The organism is Kitasatospora sp. NPDC049258 (assembly GCF_040678895.1).
In the GTDB taxonomy this organism is placed as follows: domain Bacteria; phylum Actinomycetota; class Actinomycetes; order Streptomycetales; family Streptomycetaceae; genus Kitasatospora.
In genome coordinates this window covers 35,547-51,855 of record NZ_JBFAQT010000027.1, presented here as the reverse complement: position 1 = coordinate 51,855, position 16,309 = coordinate 35,547, and the positions used below count along the sequence as shown (strand labels likewise).

Below are 16,309 nucleotides of genomic sequence, written 5' to 3'. Positions count from 1 at the left end.
CCCGCTGTGAAATGACCGGTCTGCGGCGGGGCCATACCCAGGACGCATCGTCCCAGCTCACGGGGGTCGACCCGGCCGACCCGGCGGACTCGCCCGACCGACTCGCCCGACCGACTCACCCGGCCGGGAGCCGGGCGGTGGAGCGGACGTACGCGTAGAACCGCGCCACCACGGCGGCCCGCGGCCCCTCCGCCGGCACCACCACCCCGATCGTCCGGTGCGCCCCCGGATCCGTGAGGGGCACCCGGACGGCGCGGCCCTCGTGGGTGGCCTCGTCACCCGTAGCGGGCACCACGGCCACCCCGAGTCCGGATGCCACCAGCGTGCGCAGCGTGCTGAGTTCGGTGCACTCCAGGACGATCCGGGGGGTGAAGCCGGCCTCCGCGCACAGCCGGTCGGCCACCTGACGCAGCCCGTACTCGGGCTGCAGGGCCACGAACTCCTCGCCGGCGAGCTCCGCCGCCGCCACCTGCGACCGGCCGGCCAGCGGGTGCCCGGCGGGCACGAGCAGGCACAGCGGCTCGTCCTGGAGCGGCGTCCAGCGCAGGTCGTCGCCGGCCGGGCGGGGGCTGGTGATCCCCAGGTCCAGCCGCCCGCGCCGGACGCCGTCGACCACCACGTCGGCCGCGCTGCCGCGCAGTTCGAAGGTGGTCGCGGGGGCAAGGGTGCGGTAGCCGGTGAGGATCCGCGGGACCAGCCAGGTGCCGTAGGAGTGCAGGAAGCCGAGCGCGATGGTCCCGGTGTCGGGGTCGACCAGGGTGGCGATGCGCTGCTCGGCGAGGTCGATCTCGCTGATGGCGCGTACGGCGTGGGCGCGGAACACCTCGCCGTACTTGTTGAGGCGCAGCCGGTTCTGGTGCCGGTCGAACAGCGGCACGCCGACCCGCTTCTCCAGCCGCGCGATGGCGCGGGAGAGGGTGGGCTGGGCGATGTTGAGGCGCTCCGCCGCGGAGGTCACGTGCTCGGACTCCGCGAGAGCCACGAACCACTGCAACTCCCTGATCTCCATGAGTCCACCATACGTGCGGCGCATCGTCGCAGCTCGACCGCGAAACGGGGGATTGGGACCGGCGGGTTCAGGGTCTGGCGGGTTCAGGGCCTGGCGGGTCGGCGGGCGGCCGGGTGCGCGCGGTCGGCCGGCGTCTCGGTCGGGGGCGTGCGGGCGGCGAGGGTCCGCACGTCCGGCCGGGTCAGGGCGTTGGAGCGGTGCACCAGCATCTCCCGCAGCGCGAGTTCCGCGGCCGGGTCCGCGGGGGTGACCACGGTCAGGCACTGGTCCCCGTCCTGGAGGGTGGCCAGCATGTCGTAGCGGACGGTCAGCGGGCCGACCGCCGGATGGTGCAGCCGCTTGGTGCCGTGCGCCCGCTGGCGCACCGTGTGATCGTCCCACCAGGCACCGAACTCGGGGCTCTCCGAACGGAGTTCGGCGATCACCTCGAGAAGCCTCGGGTCACCCGGGTGCCGGGCCAGGTTGGCCCGCAGGTGGCCGACCATCTCGCGGGCCACCTGCGCCCAGTCCAGCTGCATCTCGCGCACCCGCGGCACCAGGAACAGCGTCCTGGCACTGTTGCCGGCCGCACCGGTGCCGAAGTCCTCACCGAAGAGCGCGGCGGCCGCCGCGTTGTGCGCCAGCACGTCGAAGCGGAAGTCGACCAGGTACGCGGGCAGCAGCGGCATCCCGTCCAGCAGCACCCGCAGCGAGTCCGCGACCGGGAGCGGCGCCGCCACACCGACCGGGGACTGCCCGCGGGCGATCACATGCAGGTGCCGGCGCTCGGCGACCGACAGCCGCAGCGCCTGCGCCAGCGCGTCGAGCACCGCGACCCCGGGGGTGCCGACCCGGCCCTGTTCGAGCCTGATGTACCAGTCGATGCTGACCGCCGCGAGCTGGGCGACCTCCTGGCGCCGCAGCCCCGGGGTGCGCCGCCGCCCGGTCTCCGGGAGCCCGACGTCCAGCGGCCCGAGGCGGGCGCGCATGGCCTGCAGGAACTGCGCCAGCTCGGTGCGCTGCGGTGCTGGTCGGCGGGGTGTCGTTCGGTGCTCCACGACACCCATCGTCCGGCATCGCGCCGCGTTCTCCCAGCTCCGGGCCTGGTAGCGCGAGTACCAGCATCGGGAGAGCCTTCCCGCCCGGTCGGCGCCCGGTGATCGTGGAACCCGAGCAACCGTCCGAGGAGGACCTCATGACCAGCACCACCCCTGCCGCCGCCGAGATCGACGGCTACGGCTACCGCCCCGTCCGCCGCGGCCTCCCGGAGGGCGTCGCCCCGTTCACGGTGACCAGCCCCGACTTCGACGCCGACGGCCCGCTGCCGGCCGACGCCTGGGCCGACGCCTTCGGCTGCGCGGGCGCCAACCGGCAGTTCACGCTGGAGTGGAGCGGGGCACCGCAGGGCACCCGGAGCTTCGCCGTCACCATGTTCGACCCGGACGCGCCCACCGGCGCCGGCTTCTGGCACTGGCTGACCTGGGACCTCCCCGCCGGCAGCACCGGCCTGGGCGAGGCCCTCCCGGCCGGCGCGGTCGCCGGCACCAGCGACTCCGGCCAGGTCGGCTACTTCGGGCCCTGCCCGCCGGTCGGCGACCTCCTGCACCACTACGAGGTCTCGGTGTACGCGCTGGACGTCCCCAGCCTCCAGCTGCCGGCCGACACCCCGCCGACCGTCGCGGCCTTCACCATGTCCGGCCACATCATCGGCCGGGCCCTGCTGACCGGCACCGCCCGCCGCTGACCGGACGGGGGTGCCCCGCGGGCGGGCACCCCCGGTGAGGCACCGTCAGTGCGCGCAGGGCCCGTGGTCGCCGACCACCCCGACCCGGAAGCCGAGCCACGGGTAGGTGTGGCTGAAGAACGGGTTGTCCTGCGGCTGCAACCCCACCGCCGAGGGCCACATCTGGTACGCGGGCGCGTTGGACACCCCGCCGTGCTCCCGGCGCCAGACCCGGGCCGGGTCGCCACCGGCCGGCGGCGGCGTGATGGTATCGGTCCACTCGACCGCGTTGCCGCCCTGGTCGAGGGTGCCCCACGGCGAGGTGGTCCGCGCCTGGCCGACGCTGCTCAGGCTGCCCTGGTAGGCCGTGCGGTAGGCGATCGGGTCCAGCCCGAAGGGGTTGACGGTCGCACAGGCCACCGGCTGCACCTGGCCGGGACACCAGCTCGGGGCCGCGACGCCGTCCGCGTGGTACGAGGCCAGCGGCTGGGTGGCCGCGTTGGTGACCTCGCCGGTCGCGGGGTCCAGCACGGTGGACGACGGCGCGGTGGCGTCGCCGTCACCGAACACCCCGGGATTGGTCGGGTACTTCCAGTACGAGTAGGTGCCGCCCCCGTTGGGGTCGTAGTAGGCCGCCTTGATCCACTCGTCCTGGCTCGGCACCACGAAGCCGGAGTCGTGGGCGCGGGTCGCGTCGGGCCGGGCCAGGTCGTACATCCCGCGCTCGGTCTGCGGCGACAGCTCGACCTGGTAGTCGACGTACTCGAAGCTGCCGCTGGTGCTCGAACGCTCGGACAGCAACCGGCCGTTGTAGAGCGAGTTGACGAAGCGGGCGGCCTTGAGGAAGTCGGCGAAGCCGTACGGCTTGTCCGCCCACTGCGGGTACGCCACCGAGTAGTGGCGGCCGTCCGGGGCGTCGGCCGAGAAGTCGACCGAGCCGTACTTCGGCCACGCCGAGGAGCCCTCGGAGCGGTCGTAGAGCCGGTGCGGGTCACGGCCGGTGCGGTCCGCCGTGTTCAGGAAGGCCACCCACTGGCCGACGGTGACCTCGAACCGGCCGAGCTCGTACGGGGCGGCCACGGCGCCGACCATCAGACAGCCGGTCGAGCCCGCCGGCGCATCGGCGCAGGAACGGTAGACCGCATCGGTGAACGGCACCACCGCGACGGCCGGATTGCCCGGCGCACCGACCCGCGCGGTCGTCACGGTGACCACCTCGCCCCGCCCACCACCGCCCTCGGATCCCGGGTCGGGTACGGCGGCGCCGGCGGACGGGGCGAGCAGCACCGAGACGCCGCACGCGGCCAGGGCGGCCCGGGCGAGCCGGGTACGGCGGGAGGAGACGGGCATGAGGGATCCCTTTCGGCCGGAGAGCCCACACGCTAGGACACCCGTCACGCTCCGCGGTCGAAGCATCACGGGCGCGGGCGGGCGGGGCGTTCCGGGTCCGCCCGATCGGCGTAAGGCGCCTTCCCGCCACCCCACCGGTGGCATGTTCGCGCCCGAAACCTTCCTGGTCGAAGCACTGGTCACAGCGGGTCAGCGGTTCTAGGATCCCGTCCACGGCAGCTCCACCACCCCCCGTAACGGGCTGCTGAGCAGGTCGGCCACGCGGCGTGGCCGACGCCTGTTGTGGCCGGGGCCCGCGGTCTCCACCACCCGGGCCCCGGCCACACAGACCTGTCCCACCCGCCGTCCCCGCGGTGCCTTCGAACAGATGTCAGTGCTGGTCGCGATGATGGACCCATGACCGAAGCTGCCTCTCCGGCCTCCCCCGCGCCGGCCTCCCCCGCCGCATACGCCGACGCCGTCGCCACCGCCGTCCAGGCGGCAGCGGCCTACTACGCCGACGGGTCCACGCCGCTCGGCGACGACGAGTACGACGCCCTGGTGCGCGGCATCGAGGCGTACGAGGCCGCACACCCGGACGAGGTGCTCCCCGACTCCCCCACCGGCAAGGTCGCCGGCGGCGCCGCCACCGGCGACGTCCCGCACAGCGTCCCCATGCTCAGCCTGGACAACGTCTTCTCCGCCGAGGAGCTCGAAACCTGGGCCGCCGGGCTGGAGCGCCGCCTCGGCCACCCGGTCGACGGCTGGTGCGTCGAGCCCAAGCTCGACGGCCTCGCCGTCGCCGCCCGCTACCGGGCCGGCTCCCTGGTCCAGATCCTCACCCGCGGCGACGGCCTCGCCGGCGAGGACATCACCCACTCCGCCGACGCCGTCCTCGGCCTGCCCGCCCGGCTCGCCGAACCCCTCGACCTGGAGCTGCGCGGCGAAGTCCTGCTCACCCAGGACCAGTTCGACCACGCCAACGAAGTCCGCACCGCCCACGGCGCCACCCCCTTCGCCCACCCCCGCAGCGGCGCCGCCGGTACGCTCCGGGCCAAGGACCGCCCCTACCGGGTCGAACTCACCTTCTTCGCCTACGGCGCCATCGGCCTCGACGACCTCGGCCACACCGCCCTGCTCGCCCGCCTCGCCGAGCTCGGCGCCCACACCGCCGCCACCACGGCGGCCCACCCGGTGCGCTGCGCCACCGTGGCGGAGGTCCAGCAGCGGGTGGACGAGATCACCGCCCTGCGCTCGGCCCTGCCGTTCGGCATCGACGGCGTCGTGATCAAGGCCGACACCGTCGCCGACCAGCAGCAGGCGGGCTCCGGCTCGCGCGCCCCGCGCTGGGCGGTGGCCCGCAAGCTCGCCGCCGAGCACAAGGTGACCCGCCTCCTCGGCGTCGAGTGGAACGTCGGGCGGACGGGCATCATCGCGCCCCGGGCCGTGCTGGAGCCGGTGGTCATCGACGGCGTCACGATCACCTACGCCACCCTGCACAACCCGGCCGACATCACCCGCCGCGGCCTGCTGCTCGGCGACCAGGTCTTCGTCTACCGGGCCTGCGACGTGATCCCCCGGGTGGAAGCCCCGCTGGTCGACCAGCGCACCGGGGACGAGACGCCGATCGTCTTCCCCGAGGTCTGCCCGCGCTGCGGCGACCCGATCGACACCTCGGAGCAGCGCTGGCGCTGCTCGCGCGGCCGCAGCTGCCAGGCCGTCGCCTCGATCCGCTACGCGGTCGGCCGCGACCAGCTGGACATCGAGGGGCTGGGCGGCACCCGCGCCGTGCAACTGGTCGACGCCGGCCTGGTCGCGGACGTCGCCGACCTGTTCGCCCTCACCCGCGAACAGCTCCTCGGGCTGGAGCGGATGGGCGAGACCAGCACCGACAACCTCCTCGCCGCCATCGAGACCGCCCGCAACGCCCCGCTGAACCGGGTCTTCTGCGCACTCGGCATCCGCGGCACCGGCCGCACCATGTCCCGCCGGATCGCCGCCCACTTCGGCTCGATGACCGCCATCCGCGCGGCCGACGCCGACGCGCTGGCGGGAGTCGCCGGCATCGGCGTGGAGAAGGCCAAGGTAGTCGTCGCCGAACTGGCCGACCTGGCCCCGGTCCTCGACAAGCTGACCGCGCAGAACGTCGGCACCGCCGTCACCGAGCCCACCCTGGTCGCTGCCCCCGACGCACAGGACGGCGGCCCCCAGGGCCCGCTGACCGGCGAGAGCGTCGTGGTCACCGGCAGCATGGCCGGCGGCCCGCTGGACGGCCTGTCCCGCAACGAGGTCAACGAACTGATCGAACGGGCCGGCGGCAAGGCCTCCTCCTCGGTCTCCAAGAAGACCACCCTCCTGGTCGCGGGCGAGAAGGCCGGCTCCAAGCGGGCCAAGGCCGAAGAACTCGGCATCCGCATCCTCACCCCGGACGCCTTCGCCGAACTGGTCGCGGAGCAGCTCGCCCCCTGACGCAGGCGGACCGGGCCCGGCGCTGCCGTACGCGCCGGGCCACCCGCTGTGCGCACGGGTTCATTCCCTGCCGCGCGCGGACTCGGCGGGGCCCGACACCGCAGTGTCGGCCGCCTTTCGGGCGTTCGCGGACATCTGCCGCCACTGCTCCTGCGACGGCGCATCCCCCAGATGCACCGGCACCCCGTGGCGGGCGTACGACGACGGCCGGCGGCGCTCCTGACGCAGCACCCACCAGGTACCCACCGCCGAGGCCAGCAGCAGCAACACGGGCACCATGGCGCAGATCAGACGGACGTCGGACATGACGGAAACTCGATTCGGTGGACGTGATGGACGTGACGTGGAGCGAATGCCTTCGGGCCGGTGGCGCGGCCGGTCTGTGGATCGATCGGTTGTTCTCGGCTCGTATGTCCTGGGACATTCGGCGCTCATGAGGCCAGGAGCGGATTGAGGACGGCGGCGCCGGCGGCCTGAGCGAACGTCAGTGGTACCGGCGACACGGCGGCCACAGAGGAGGCGCTCAGCTCGCTGCAAGTGCTGCCCGACCCCCGGGCCGACATCCTGCGGCGGACCCGGGTGGTCGCGGGGCGGCGCGGACGTCTACGAGTACCGCTCGTTCCACATCCTCGGCGAACTGCTCGACGAACTCACGGCCACCGGCGTGGTCGCACCCGAGCGCCGCGAGAACGCCGAGTTCCCGGCCTGGCCCACCGAGCACGGCCTGGCCACCCTGATCATCGACGGTCCGCTGACCATCCGGGCCGCACCGGCGTCGCGACCGCCCGGCGGCCGCCGCACCCCACCTGCGCCCCGCGCCGGCATCCACTCGTCCTTGCACGTGCGGCATGGCACTCGATCCTAATTTCCTCACCCGTTGAAACTAGTTTCATCGTATGATGAAACTCGCGGGAACGGCAAGGGAGGTCCTCAGGATCGTCACCGCAGCCCGAAGAGCCTTCGCCACCCGCGACTACGGTCGGCCGCCCAGGACGCCGGCGTGGACCCGGGTCCGGTGAACCGCTACTTCCGCGGCAGGGCCGGGCTGCTGAAAGCGGCCATGCAGCCCCCGGATTCCTTCGGCGCCGCCGTGGCCGCCGCCGCGCAGCCCTCCCCCGGCGCGGACGCGCGTTCGTCGAGGCGACTCTCCATCAGTGGGAGGAGCCCGTCCCGGCCGAGATCCCGCGGTCCATCATCCTCACCGCCACCCAGGAACCCGCCGCCCCACAACCACTGCAGGAGCTGCCCTCCCAGCTGGTCCTGGCCGCCGTCTCGCACAGCCTGAGCGACTCCGAACGCGACCTGCTCGCCGGCCTGATCGCCGCCCAGATGGTCGGCCTCGCCATGAACCCCCACATCTGGCAGGTCGGCGCGATCGCCACCCTCCCGGCGGGCGCCGCGACCGACCTCCTCTCCCCGCCGTCCAGTGCTACCCCGTCGACCCTTGCCATGAGCTGCCAATGGGGCACGCTCGCTACCGTCTTCGGCGCGGCTATCCCCCTGGAATCCCAAGCCATCCTGGCCGACGGTGCTACCGCCGCGACCGAGTTAAGACCGGGTGCCGGCTGACTGCTTGAGCAGCTCCCGGCCGTTCTCGGCGCGCGCGGCATCGTCCTCACCCGGCCTGGTTCTGGTCATCGCCGCTGTCGCCCACGCCCTCGGTCGTCCGTGGTGGCTGGCCTAAGGCTTGTCCCGTAACGCCTGACCGCAGTTGAGATGTCGCCAGAACGCCTGCCGCCTCGGCCCATTCTTCGAAGCTGACATGCTGCAGGTAGCGGCTGACGGACAGGGGTCGGATGCAGATCAGCTCAGAACTCGAATGAGTCCTTCGCGCTGTGCCGCCGAGGGCGCTTGACGCCGCTGCACGCCAAGAGTTCGCTGCCGGTGGCGTCGAAGTACAGAGTGAAGGACCAGAGCCGGTCCGCTGAGTCGATGATCCCTGCGCGCAGTTGCTCACCGCGGTGCCGTGCAAGGATCTCAACGGTCTCGTCGAGGCCGATGATCTCTTGCAGGCCACGGGCCAAGGACCGCTTCAACCTTGTTGCGGCGATACCGGCGACCATCCACTGGGGCACCTCCCTGTCCCAGATCTTCACGTCGGCGCCGGCGGCGATGGCCTCACGTGCCGGCTTGCAGGCGCTGGTCTGGTCGGTGAGCATCGCGGCGATGTCGGGCCGGTGCGGGGGCTCGTCTTCGGTGGCCATGCAGTGACTGTAGAGACCGAGCGGGGGCGTCGCCACAGGATTCGGCGCGGCCAGGGCGAGGGAGCCAGAAGATCACGATGTTGCGCCGGGGCATTGTGGAACGATCTTGTGATGGCTGGTGTGATCACGGCGTCGGAGCCGTCCTGGATATCCCCGTTCACCGGGCTGGGCCCGCGCGACTTCCAGAAGCTGATCACGATGCTCCGCCGCGAGGGCGCCGACACGGTACGGCGAGGCCGCCCGTGGAGCTTGCCGTTGGAGGACCGGGTCCTGCTGGTCGCCGCCTACTGGCGTACGAACCTGACGCTACGGCAGCTCGCTCCGCTGTTCGGGGTGTCCAAATCGGCGGCCGGTCGGATCATCGACCACGTCGGGCCCCTACTCGCGCTCAACCCGCGGCGCAGGTTCCGCAAGGGCACTGTGCTGATCGTCAACGGCACCCTGGTCCCCACCCGCGACCACACGATCGCCGCGCAGTCGAAGAAATACCGGTACTCCGCCAACCACCAGGTCGTCATCGACACCCACACCCGACTGGTCGTCGTGGCCGGCAAGCCCATGCCGGGCAACCGTAACGACTGTAAGGCCCGGGAGGAGTCCGGCGCGAAGGCCGCCGTCGGCCGGACGACGACCATCGCCGACGGCGGCTATCCGGGCGACGGCCTGGTCATCCCGCAGCGAAGGCCACGCGGCGGCGAGCTCATCAAGTGGCAGGCCGAGCACAACCGTGAGCACAAGCAGGTCCGCGCCCGCGTCGAGCATGTCTTCGCCCGGATGAAGACCTGGAAGATCCTCCGCGACTGCCGCCTCAAGGGGCGACGGCGTCGACCACGCCATGCTCGGCATCGCCCGCCTCCACAACCTCCTCCCGGCCGCGTAGGCGAAGCCAACCCTGGAGGCGGATCACCCAGCCCCGATCCACCGGAGATCAATTATGGGACGACCCTTAGGTACTCGACGCCATGGTCACCCCACCCGACGCAACCGCCACCGGGGTCCTGGGCGGCATCCCCGCTACAACAGGGCCACAGGTCCACGCCCTGCAGCGCGAAGGCCAAGTGCTGACAGTGTCCTCATGTGTGCCCCACTCGGCGCCGTGCCAAGCGGTACTTCTAGGGACTCGCTAAAGCCTCTCGACTACTTCACTACATCGGACTGGGGCCCCTGGTGACAGTACGGACAGCGGCCATCGCCGCGCACTGCAGGTCGGCCGCAGCCGACCACACACCGGGGAAGAACAGCGCTGGCCTCGTCCTCGACGCACTCTCGGCAGAGAGCGTCCAGGCGGGATGGTTCCGCCGGGCCACGCCCGCAGGCTGCTGAGCACGGCCTGCGGCAGGCGGAGCACAGTGCTCCTCTGACCGGCACCTGGCGTCCGCAGAGCCCGCCCCGGCCTTGGCACTCGTGCTGGGAGCGGTTCTGAATCTCCTGCTGGACACTCCTCGGTCGTGGTATCCCCACTGCTGGAGCAGCGGGTGTGGCAGTGTCTCCTGGCATGGCGCCTGGAGCCTCAGGGAGACTGGAGATCCGGTAGGCGAGGACCGCAGCCGCGTTACGGATGGCCTCGTTCTTCGGGTTCGCGGTGATGGCAGTACGCAGGTGCCTTGGAGTCCAGCCGGTGGCGAGCCGCCTGTCCAGAGCTGCGCCCTGGTCGGTCAGCGCCTTTCCGGATACCGCGAGTTCTGGATGGGCGGCCCCGATTTCCAGGAGCAGCATCGCGCCGGCCGACGCGACCGGTGCGATCGCGCGCGTCTTGGCCCGCCCGGCCGCTGCGTCGGTCTCCCGGACCGTCGACTGCTCGGCCTTGGTGTCGTTCGTCCGGGAGTCGGCAGCTTGCATTTTTCGCCTGTCAGGTTCAGGGATGGATGGACGGACGGGAGAAGCTGCCGGTTCAGTAGTTGGGTTGGAGGTACTGGTTTGGGGGTCTGCAAGTTCCCCCGTGGGCGACTTGGAGTTCCCCCGCCAATGACTTGCAGTTCCCCCGTGGGGTGATTCGGAGGTCCGGTATCGGGGGGTCTGTGAGTTCCCCGGCTTCGGCTCGTCCTGGTCGGCGGGCTTTGGCTTCGGCCGGGAGGTGCCTTTGTCCGTCCGTTCCTTCCGGGGTTGCGGTAGCGCGATCGGTGGACGGTTGTCGGGGGTGAGCGGCTCGCGGCCGACGCGGGCCCGTTCGGCGTTCGTCCGCTCGATGTTGCTGAACCAGTCGTAGGGGATCAGCAGGTCGTAGACCACGGGACGTCGGTCGGCGCGGTAATGCCTGACGAGCGACTGGTCGCCCTTGGCGATCAGCCCGCGGCGCAGCAGGTTTCGCCAACACCGCTTCACTGTCTCCTCGGAGACCTTGACGCGGTTGGCGATGGTCTCCTTCGACTGCCAGGTGCCGCAGCCGTCGCGGTCGGCGGTCTCGGCCATGCATCCGAGGACGGCGTACTCGTTGACGTCGGCGACCGGCGCGTCACCGCTGAGCGCCCATACCATCGGCTCGAGGCTCACGGGGCCGCTCCCGGGCCGGCAGGGGCTCCGAGGAGGGTCTTGGTGACGACGGCGGTCGAGGGGTGGGCGATTTGGGTCTGCTGTGTCGTACCGGGTGTAGCTGCAGCTCCTGAATCCCTGTGACCCTGGGTGGCGCGATGCACAACACAGGTTCCCGGGCGGGCGATCGCGCTCGGGCAGGGCGGAGCGGCGGCGGCCGGAGTGACGCCGGCGAGCCGCAGTGCGGCCGTACTCAACGGGGTGCTCACTTCCCGCTGCCGCCGGATCGTCGGGATCACGCGAATCCCCGTGCCGGGCGGCGAGGGCGGTGCGTCTCGTGCCCTGCGGGGTGCAGCTGGTACCGTCGGACCGACAACAGCTCAATAGGTTGTCTGCTTGACGAGAGCGGCCCGGATCTTTGGCGGATTCAGGGGCCGCTTTCGTATTTCAGGATCGAGTGCCGGAGCGCGCACCACCGGGGGTTGCAGCCGGAACATGGCCTTGCGTCAGGCCCGCTGGGCCTGACAGTCCGGTCTCGGTGGCCGACCGGGTCTCGAGTCTCCGCCTAGCGCGATGCTGAGCTCGGGACGTCAGTTCTCGTCGAGATAGACGAAGTCGGGCTTCGGGTGCATCAGGAAGTCGTGGTGCGAGATGTTCCACCCGTAGGCTCCCGTCATCGCGAAGGCGACGATGTCTCCCACCTGGACACGGGTGGTCGGCACCGCGCGCGCGAAGACGTCCTTGGGAGTGCACAGCTGGCCCACGAAGGTCACCGGTTCGCCTTCCACGGACCGGCTCGTGGCGTCCGGCATGGGCAGGATGACGCTGGGCTGGTTGTGCTGCTTCGTGACCGGTGTGCGCAGCTGCATGGTCCCGCCCCGCAGGACGGCGTACCACTGGCCGTGGGCCTTCTTCACGTCCAGGACCTGTGTGACGTACCAGCCGGCGTACACGCTGACGGCCCGTCCGGGCTCGATGCGCAGCACTTCGCCCGGGGCGGCCAGGGCGGCGATCTGCTTGCCGTAGCTCGCCCAGTCGAAGACGTTCCGCGGGTCGGCGTAGTCGACGGCCATGCCGCCGCCGAGGTTGAACTCGGGGGCGCCGGTCACTCCTGCTTCGGCGAGCCACGGACGGGCCCACGCGAGGATCTCGGTGGACTGGCGAACCATCGCGTCCGCGTTCAGGCCGGAAGCGAGGTGCGCGTGGATCCCGCGGAGCCTCAACTGTGGTGCGGAGGCCAGGATGTTGCGGCATTCCTCGATGAGTTCGGGATCCATTCCGAACGGCCCCGTCATCGCTAGCGCAGCACCGGATCGCTCGCCGGCGAGATTGATGCGGAGCATGATGTCGACATCCCGGTCGGCCACCTGTGCCAGCCGGGCGAGTCGGGTCAGTTCGTGGGGACTTTCCACATGGATGCGCTCCACGCCGGCCTCCATGGCCAGGCTGAGCTCCTGGTCCGTCTTACCCGGGCCGCCGAACGCGAGGCGCGCGTTGGGGAGGATGCTGCGAACGTGTTGGAGTTCGCCACCGGACGCCACCTCGATGCCGTCCACGAAGGGGGCGAGGGTTCGTAGGATGGGCGCGTCGGGGTTGGCCTTGGCCGCGTAGAAGATCTCCGGGGTGCGCGGGGTGAGCGCCTCCCTGATGGCGGCGGCATGCGTCCGCAGGGCGTGCAGGTCATAGATGAAGGCGGGCAGCCGCCCTTCCGTGGCCAGGGACACGGCATGGGCGGCGACAGTCTCGTTGATCACGTGATTCCTTTTCAGGTGAGCGGGAAGTCGTGCTCGATGACCAGGTAGTGGGCGGGGGTGACCGTGGTGGTCACCTCGACGACCCGGCCGTCCTCCATGAGGCCGATGTGGACGATGTCCGTGATCGACCGCTCCTGGCTGATCTCGAGCAGCGCCGCCTCGGCCTCGCTGGGGTTCCGGCTGGGAATGATTCGCTCCCGGACGCTCGCCTGGGGGTAGCCGAGCTCGGCCAGAGCGCTCTTCACACCGCCTTTGATGACGGCCGACGGCTCCTCCAGCACCGTGTCGCGGGCGATGTCCAGCGGGAACCAGCTGGCGCTGACACGGACGGGAATACCACTGGCCCGAAGTCGGCGGCGGCGCACCACGCAATTGGTCTCGCCGCGAGCGAGCCCGAACGCGTCCGCGATCTCTACCGGCGGTTCGGCTCGCTCGACGGTGATCTCGTGCTGCGGAACCAGCCCAAGTGCCTTCACCTCGCTGTCGAAAGCACCGAGGGCTCCATCGCGCTCACGTACTGCCTGCGAGTACCGAGCGGACGAGTGGATCATGGGGGGCAACCAGGTCACGATGGTGCCCCGGCCCTGCTGAGGCCGCACCAGGCCCTCGGCGGCGAGCAGGCCGAGGGCGCGGTTGGCCAGGCTGCGGGACGCGCCGTACTTCTGCGCGAGCTCGGACTCGGACGGCAGCAGGCTGGCCGGCGGGTAGGCGCCCGCGACGATCTCCTTGCGGATCAGGGCGGCAATCTCTCGATAGCCCGTCTTCTGCGGCAGATGCACCAGGTCCTCCTTCTTTGGGTGATCGCGACGTTGCGGTCCACCATAGCCGAGATGCCAAACGTTTGGCATTGCTTGACTTCGAGGGCGACCCTGGCCATATTGGAGATGCCAAACGTTTGGCATCTTGCTCAAGATGGCATCAGCCCCCGGGCAAGAGCATGGCTCCAGGCGTCTTGCACACGCCTGGAGCCACTACAAACCAGCACCTCAACGCAATGAGGAGTTGATCCGCTATGTCCAGCATGACCGATCGCCACAGGCCTACGGCCACCCACCCCGCTGGAAAGCGCCGACCCTTCCTGCCGGGTCAGCATGAGGGCCTTGTCCACCCGCTCGCCGCGCGGGACCCGGCGGTCACCGAGCCGGCGACCGGCAAGGGCATCGCAATCGTGATCACCGCCAAGATCCAGGAGCTCGCCGAGCGCCTCGCACCCTACGGCTCCACCTCGCGGAGTTACCTGCCCTGGCTCGCCCACCAGGTCGTCGCCACCCGCGCCGCCCATCAGCTGGCGAGGTGCTGACGATGGCACAGCAGACCCCGGAGCAGACGCGAGAGATCGCGAATCGGGCCCAAGCCCTGCACCAAGCCATCCACACCCAGACCCCCGAGCAGATCCGGGGGACCTGCCAGGCTGCGGCCGCCGCATGGAACGCCCGCAGGGACGAGGCAGGCCAGGAGGCACGCCGGTGAACGCCGTCAAGAGCGGGATTGCCGAGCTTCACCGGCAGACCGAGGCCAACATGCGGTCCGCCGCTGACGCCGCTCGAGCCGCAGAGGCGGCCCACCAAGAGGCCGAGCGCCTCCGGCAGCTCCAGCAGGACGCTGGAGATCGGTCCTGATCATCTCCGCTGCACTTTCGGTAGGCCGCACTCGGATGGGTGTGCCGTGACGCCCGACGAGGCGCAGCGTCAGCAGCAGGATGAGCAGCTCCGCCAGGCGCGTGAGGCATTCGCCAGAGCTCAGGCAGAGAAGGCCGGCGAGTAGCACCCATCTTCCCTTACCTCCTACCGCCGTTCGGAAGACGCCTCTCGTCGCCTACCTCTCAAGACACTCCTGGCATGTGCCTGCCAGGAGGTGCGAGGGTCGTACTTGGCCCTCATAGGGCTCACCGCTAGCCAGGTTCCCTGCGCAGGCGATTCCTCCACATCTCTCCCGTTCAACGGTCGCGGCCAGGCCGCGTCTCGCCCGGACCACCGCACCGTGAGCTCAGGGTGCCGAGGCCGTCGGCCCGGAGCGCCAGCCCGTTGTTCTGCCCGTCGCCCGTCCGAAAGGCCGCGCACATGACGCTCGACCAGATGTTCTTCTCCTTCTTCGCCACCAGTGCGGCCACGTCGTTCTGGCTGCTGTTGGCGATAGGCGCCAAGACCTACCTCATCCCGCTCGACCGCGACCGATCGGAGGACCACGATGAATGACGCTGCTGCCCCGACCTGCGGAAAGGGTGACCGAGTGGCCGTCACGCCCGAGGTCCCCCGGCGCCCCCTGTACGACCCCACAGCCGCGGAGCAACCCGAGGTGCTGGACGACTTCTGGATCAGACCCGCCCCGGCGAACGGCGGGGACGGCCTGACGGAGCTGGCGCAGGAGCTGCGCCAGGCCCGATTGGACGCCGCGATCCCTCTCAAGGCCGATGACGCGGACCATCTGATCGACTGGCCGCGTGTGCGCCACGCGACCGCCCGCCTCAAGCGTGCGGTGCAGGCCTGGCCGAACGCGGCTGCCGTCGGCATCTCACTGGCGGGGCCGGCCTGGCTGTGGAGCGGCGTCGTCAAAAGCTGCTCGATGTCGTTCACCCCGGCCGCCGATGTTGCCGACCCGGGCTTGTGCCTGGGGCTGATGACGCTCGCTGGGGTACCGGTCGTCGGCCGCTGGGTGCGGGGCATTCGCGTCCTGCGCCCGCTCGTGCGGCTGGCGTCCTGGTCGGTCGTGATCGGCACCCTTTCCTACGCGCCGGCCCGTGCCTGGGCCCTCGCGCTGCTGTCCGCCATCATCACGGGGGTATTCCAGTGAGCCTGACCGGCATCGAGATCACCCACACCGTCACCCGCGCCGGATCCGCGATCGGGTTCGCGGTGTTCATCGGCACCTGGGCGTTCCTCTTCTTCAAGCACAAGCGGAAGTTCACCGCGCTGAAGAGGAAGAAGTACCTGGTCCCCTACGTCTGGGGCCTGGGCGTGATGGTCCTGGCCTCCGCCTGCACGGGCGGCCTGCTCGGCCTGGTGTCGGGCTTCACCACCGGCACCGGCAACCAGAGCGGGGCGCTGGCCAGCAAGGGCATGGTCGGCGGCGAAGGTGCCGTCGCCGTAGCCCAGCACGGACAGCTGACGTTCTCGGGCTCCTGGATCGCACTGATCCTGTTCGGCCTAGCCGTCGCATTCTGCTGGTTCGCCAAGAACATGGGCGAGCGCGCCCTGATGATCTCCGGCGCGTTCTCCGGCGCCACCTGGGGCCTGTCCATCTCCCTGGGCGGCGTCGCCGCGTTCACTGGCGTGCCGCTGTCCAACTGGCTCGGGGCCTTGATCATCGGCTGACTCCGGCCCGTGACGGTCGCATCCGATCGCCCGCCCTGCTCGGGGTCGTGGCCGGTCCGGGA

Annotated in this window: 14 protein-coding genes and 2 pseudogenes; 8 read left to right on the top strand and 8 right to left on the bottom strand. The window is 70.9% G+C overall.

Annotation, left to right across the window (positions count from 1 at the left end):
* Positions 1 to 115 precede the first annotated feature (115 nt).
* Together AB0K43_RS22190 and AB0K43_RS22185 are read right to left on the bottom strand one after the other, a co-directional pair.
* On the bottom strand, positions 116 to 1,009 hold the full coding sequence (locus AB0K43_RS22190) for a LysR family transcriptional regulator (protein WP_363642312.1): 894 nt from the start codon (positions 1,007 to 1,009) through the stop codon (positions 116 to 118).
* An 83-nt stretch (positions 1,010 to 1,092) separates the two neighbouring features.
* Positions 1,093 to 2,046 carry a helix-turn-helix transcriptional regulator gene (locus tag AB0K43_RS22185; protein WP_363642310.1) on the bottom strand — a complete coding sequence of 318 codons (954 nt, stop codon included), beginning with the start codon at positions 2,044 to 2,046 and terminating at the stop codon, positions 1,093 to 1,095.
* Positions 2,047 to 2,183: 137 nt separating this feature from the next.
* Between AB0K43_RS22185 and AB0K43_RS22180 the strand changes: the two genes are divergently transcribed.
* A complete protein-coding gene (locus AB0K43_RS22180; RefSeq protein WP_363642308.1) occupies positions 2,184 to 2,732 on the top strand; it encodes a YbhB/YbcL family Raf kinase inhibitor-like protein in 549 nt (182 codons plus the stop codon).
* 45 nt (positions 2,733 to 2,777) lie between these two features.
* On the opposite strand, the gene AB0K43_RS22175 is transcribed toward AB0K43_RS22180, so the two are convergent.
* Positions 2,778 to 4,061, bottom strand: coding sequence for a hypothetical protein (locus AB0K43_RS22175; RefSeq protein ID WP_363642306.1), 1,284 nt, complete (start codon positions 4,059 to 4,061; stop codon positions 2,778 to 2,780).
* Positions 4,062 to 4,457: 396 nt separating this feature from the next.
* On the opposite strand from AB0K43_RS22175, the gene ligA reads away from it, so the two are divergent.
* Positions 4,458 to 6,509 (top strand): NAD-dependent DNA ligase LigA, encoded by a 2,052-nt coding sequence (gene ligA, locus AB0K43_RS22170; protein WP_363642304.1) that lies wholly within the window; start codon positions 4,458 to 4,460, stop codon positions 6,507 to 6,509.
* Between the two features lie 60 nt (positions 6,510 to 6,569).
* Here ligA and AB0K43_RS22165 read toward each other — a convergent pair whose 3' ends face one another.
* Positions 6,570 to 6,815 carry a hypothetical protein gene (locus AB0K43_RS22165; protein WP_363642302.1) on the bottom strand — a complete coding sequence of 82 codons (246 nt, stop codon included), beginning with the start codon at positions 6,813 to 6,815 and terminating at the stop codon, positions 6,570 to 6,572.
* Positions 6,816 to 7,640: 825 nt separating this feature from the next.
* On the opposite strand from AB0K43_RS22165, the pseudogene AB0K43_RS22160 reads away from it, so the two are divergent.
* Positions 7,641 to 8,078 (top strand): annotated as a pseudogene (locus tag AB0K43_RS22160) (hypothetical protein); the annotation flags it as partial.
* Positions 8,079 to 8,317: 239 nt separating this feature from the next.
* On the opposite strand, the gene AB0K43_RS22155 reads toward AB0K43_RS22160, so the two are convergent.
* Positions 8,318 to 8,713: a hypothetical protein gene (locus tag AB0K43_RS22155; RefSeq protein ID WP_363642300.1), complete on the bottom strand. Its 396-nt coding sequence runs from the start codon at positions 8,711 to 8,713 to the stop codon at positions 8,318 to 8,320.
* A gap of 111 nt (positions 8,714 to 8,824) precedes the next feature.
* On the opposite strand from AB0K43_RS22155, the pseudogene AB0K43_RS22150 reads away from it, so the two are divergent.
* A pseudogene (locus AB0K43_RS22150) lies at positions 8,825 to 9,593 on the top strand (transposase).
* A 257-nt stretch (positions 9,594 to 9,850) separates the two neighbouring features.
* Here the strand turns inward: AB0K43_RS22150 and AB0K43_RS22145 are convergent.
* The 3 genes from AB0K43_RS22145 to AB0K43_RS22135 all read right to left on the bottom strand — a co-directional run bounded on the left by AB0K43_RS22145 (position 9,851) and on the right by AB0K43_RS22135 (position 13,715).
* Positions 9,851 to 11,203: a hypothetical protein gene (locus AB0K43_RS22145; RefSeq protein WP_363642298.1), complete on the bottom strand. Its 1,353-nt coding sequence runs from the start codon at positions 11,201 to 11,203 to the stop codon at positions 9,851 to 9,853.
* Positions 11,204 to 11,772: 569 nt separating this feature from the next.
* Entirely contained in the window at positions 11,773 to 12,936 is a 1,164-nt protein-coding gene (locus AB0K43_RS22140) for an alanine racemase (protein ID WP_363642296.1), read from the bottom strand.
* A gap of 11 nt (positions 12,937 to 12,947) precedes the next feature.
* Positions 12,948 to 13,715, bottom strand: a complete 768-nt coding sequence (locus AB0K43_RS22135) for a GntR family transcriptional regulator (RefSeq protein ID WP_363642295.1) — start codon at positions 13,713 to 13,715, stop codon at positions 12,948 to 12,950.
* 242 nt (positions 13,716 to 13,957) lie between these two features.
* On the opposite strand from AB0K43_RS22135, the gene AB0K43_RS22130 reads away from it, so the two are divergent.
* From AB0K43_RS22130 to AB0K43_RS22115, 4 genes are all read left to right on the top strand, one after another.
* Complete coding sequence (locus AB0K43_RS22130; RefSeq protein ID WP_363642294.1) at positions 13,958 to 14,236, top strand: hypothetical protein; 279 nt, start codon at positions 13,958 to 13,960, stop codon at positions 14,234 to 14,236.
* Between the two features lie 760 nt (positions 14,237 to 14,996).
* Positions 14,997 to 15,131: a hypothetical protein gene (locus tag AB0K43_RS22125; protein ID WP_363642292.1), complete on the top strand. Its 135-nt coding sequence runs from the start codon at positions 14,997 to 14,999 to the stop codon at positions 15,129 to 15,131.
* Between the two features lie 100 nt (positions 15,132 to 15,231).
* Positions 15,232 to 15,726, top strand: coding sequence for a hypothetical protein (locus AB0K43_RS22120; protein WP_363642290.1), 495 nt, complete (start codon positions 15,232 to 15,234; stop codon positions 15,724 to 15,726).
* Complete coding sequence (locus tag AB0K43_RS22115; protein ID WP_363642288.1) at positions 15,723 to 16,247, top strand: hypothetical protein; 525 nt, start codon at positions 15,723 to 15,725, stop codon at positions 16,245 to 16,247. The genes AB0K43_RS22120 and AB0K43_RS22115 overlap by 4 nt, the downstream gene beginning before the upstream one ends.
* Positions 16,248 to 16,309: the final 62 nt, after the last annotated feature.

Excerpts from the sequence above, each read along its gene's own strand:
- AB0K43_RS22190 (WP_363642312.1), bottom strand. The coding sequence starts at position 1,009 with ATGGAGATCAGGGAGTTGCAGTGGTTCGTGGCTCTCGCGGAGTCCGAG.
- AB0K43_RS22180 (WP_363642308.1), top strand. The coding sequence starts at position 2,184 with ATGACCAGCACCACCCCTGCCGCCGCCGAGATCGACGGCTACGGCTAC.
- AB0K43_RS22175 (WP_363642306.1), bottom strand. The coding sequence starts at position 4,061 with ATGCCCGTCTCCTCCCGCCGTACCCGGCTCGCCCGGGCCGCCCTGGCC.
- ligA (WP_363642304.1), top strand. The coding sequence starts at position 4,458 with ATGACCGAAGCTGCCTCTCCGGCCTCCCCCGCGCCGGCCTCCCCCGCC.
- AB0K43_RS22165 (WP_363642302.1), bottom strand. The coding sequence starts at position 6,815 with ATGTCCGACGTCCGTCTGATCTGCGCCATGGTGCCCGTGTTGCTGCTG.
- AB0K43_RS22155 (WP_363642300.1), bottom strand. The coding sequence starts at position 8,713 with ATGGCCACCGAAGACGAGCCCCCGCACCGGCCCGACATCGCCGCGATG.
- AB0K43_RS22130 (WP_363642294.1), top strand. The coding sequence starts at position 13,958 with ATGACCGATCGCCACAGGCCTACGGCCACCCACCCCGCTGGAAAGCGC.
- AB0K43_RS22125 (WP_363642292.1), top strand. The coding sequence starts at position 14,997 with ATGACGCTCGACCAGATGTTCTTCTCCTTCTTCGCCACCAGTGCGGCC.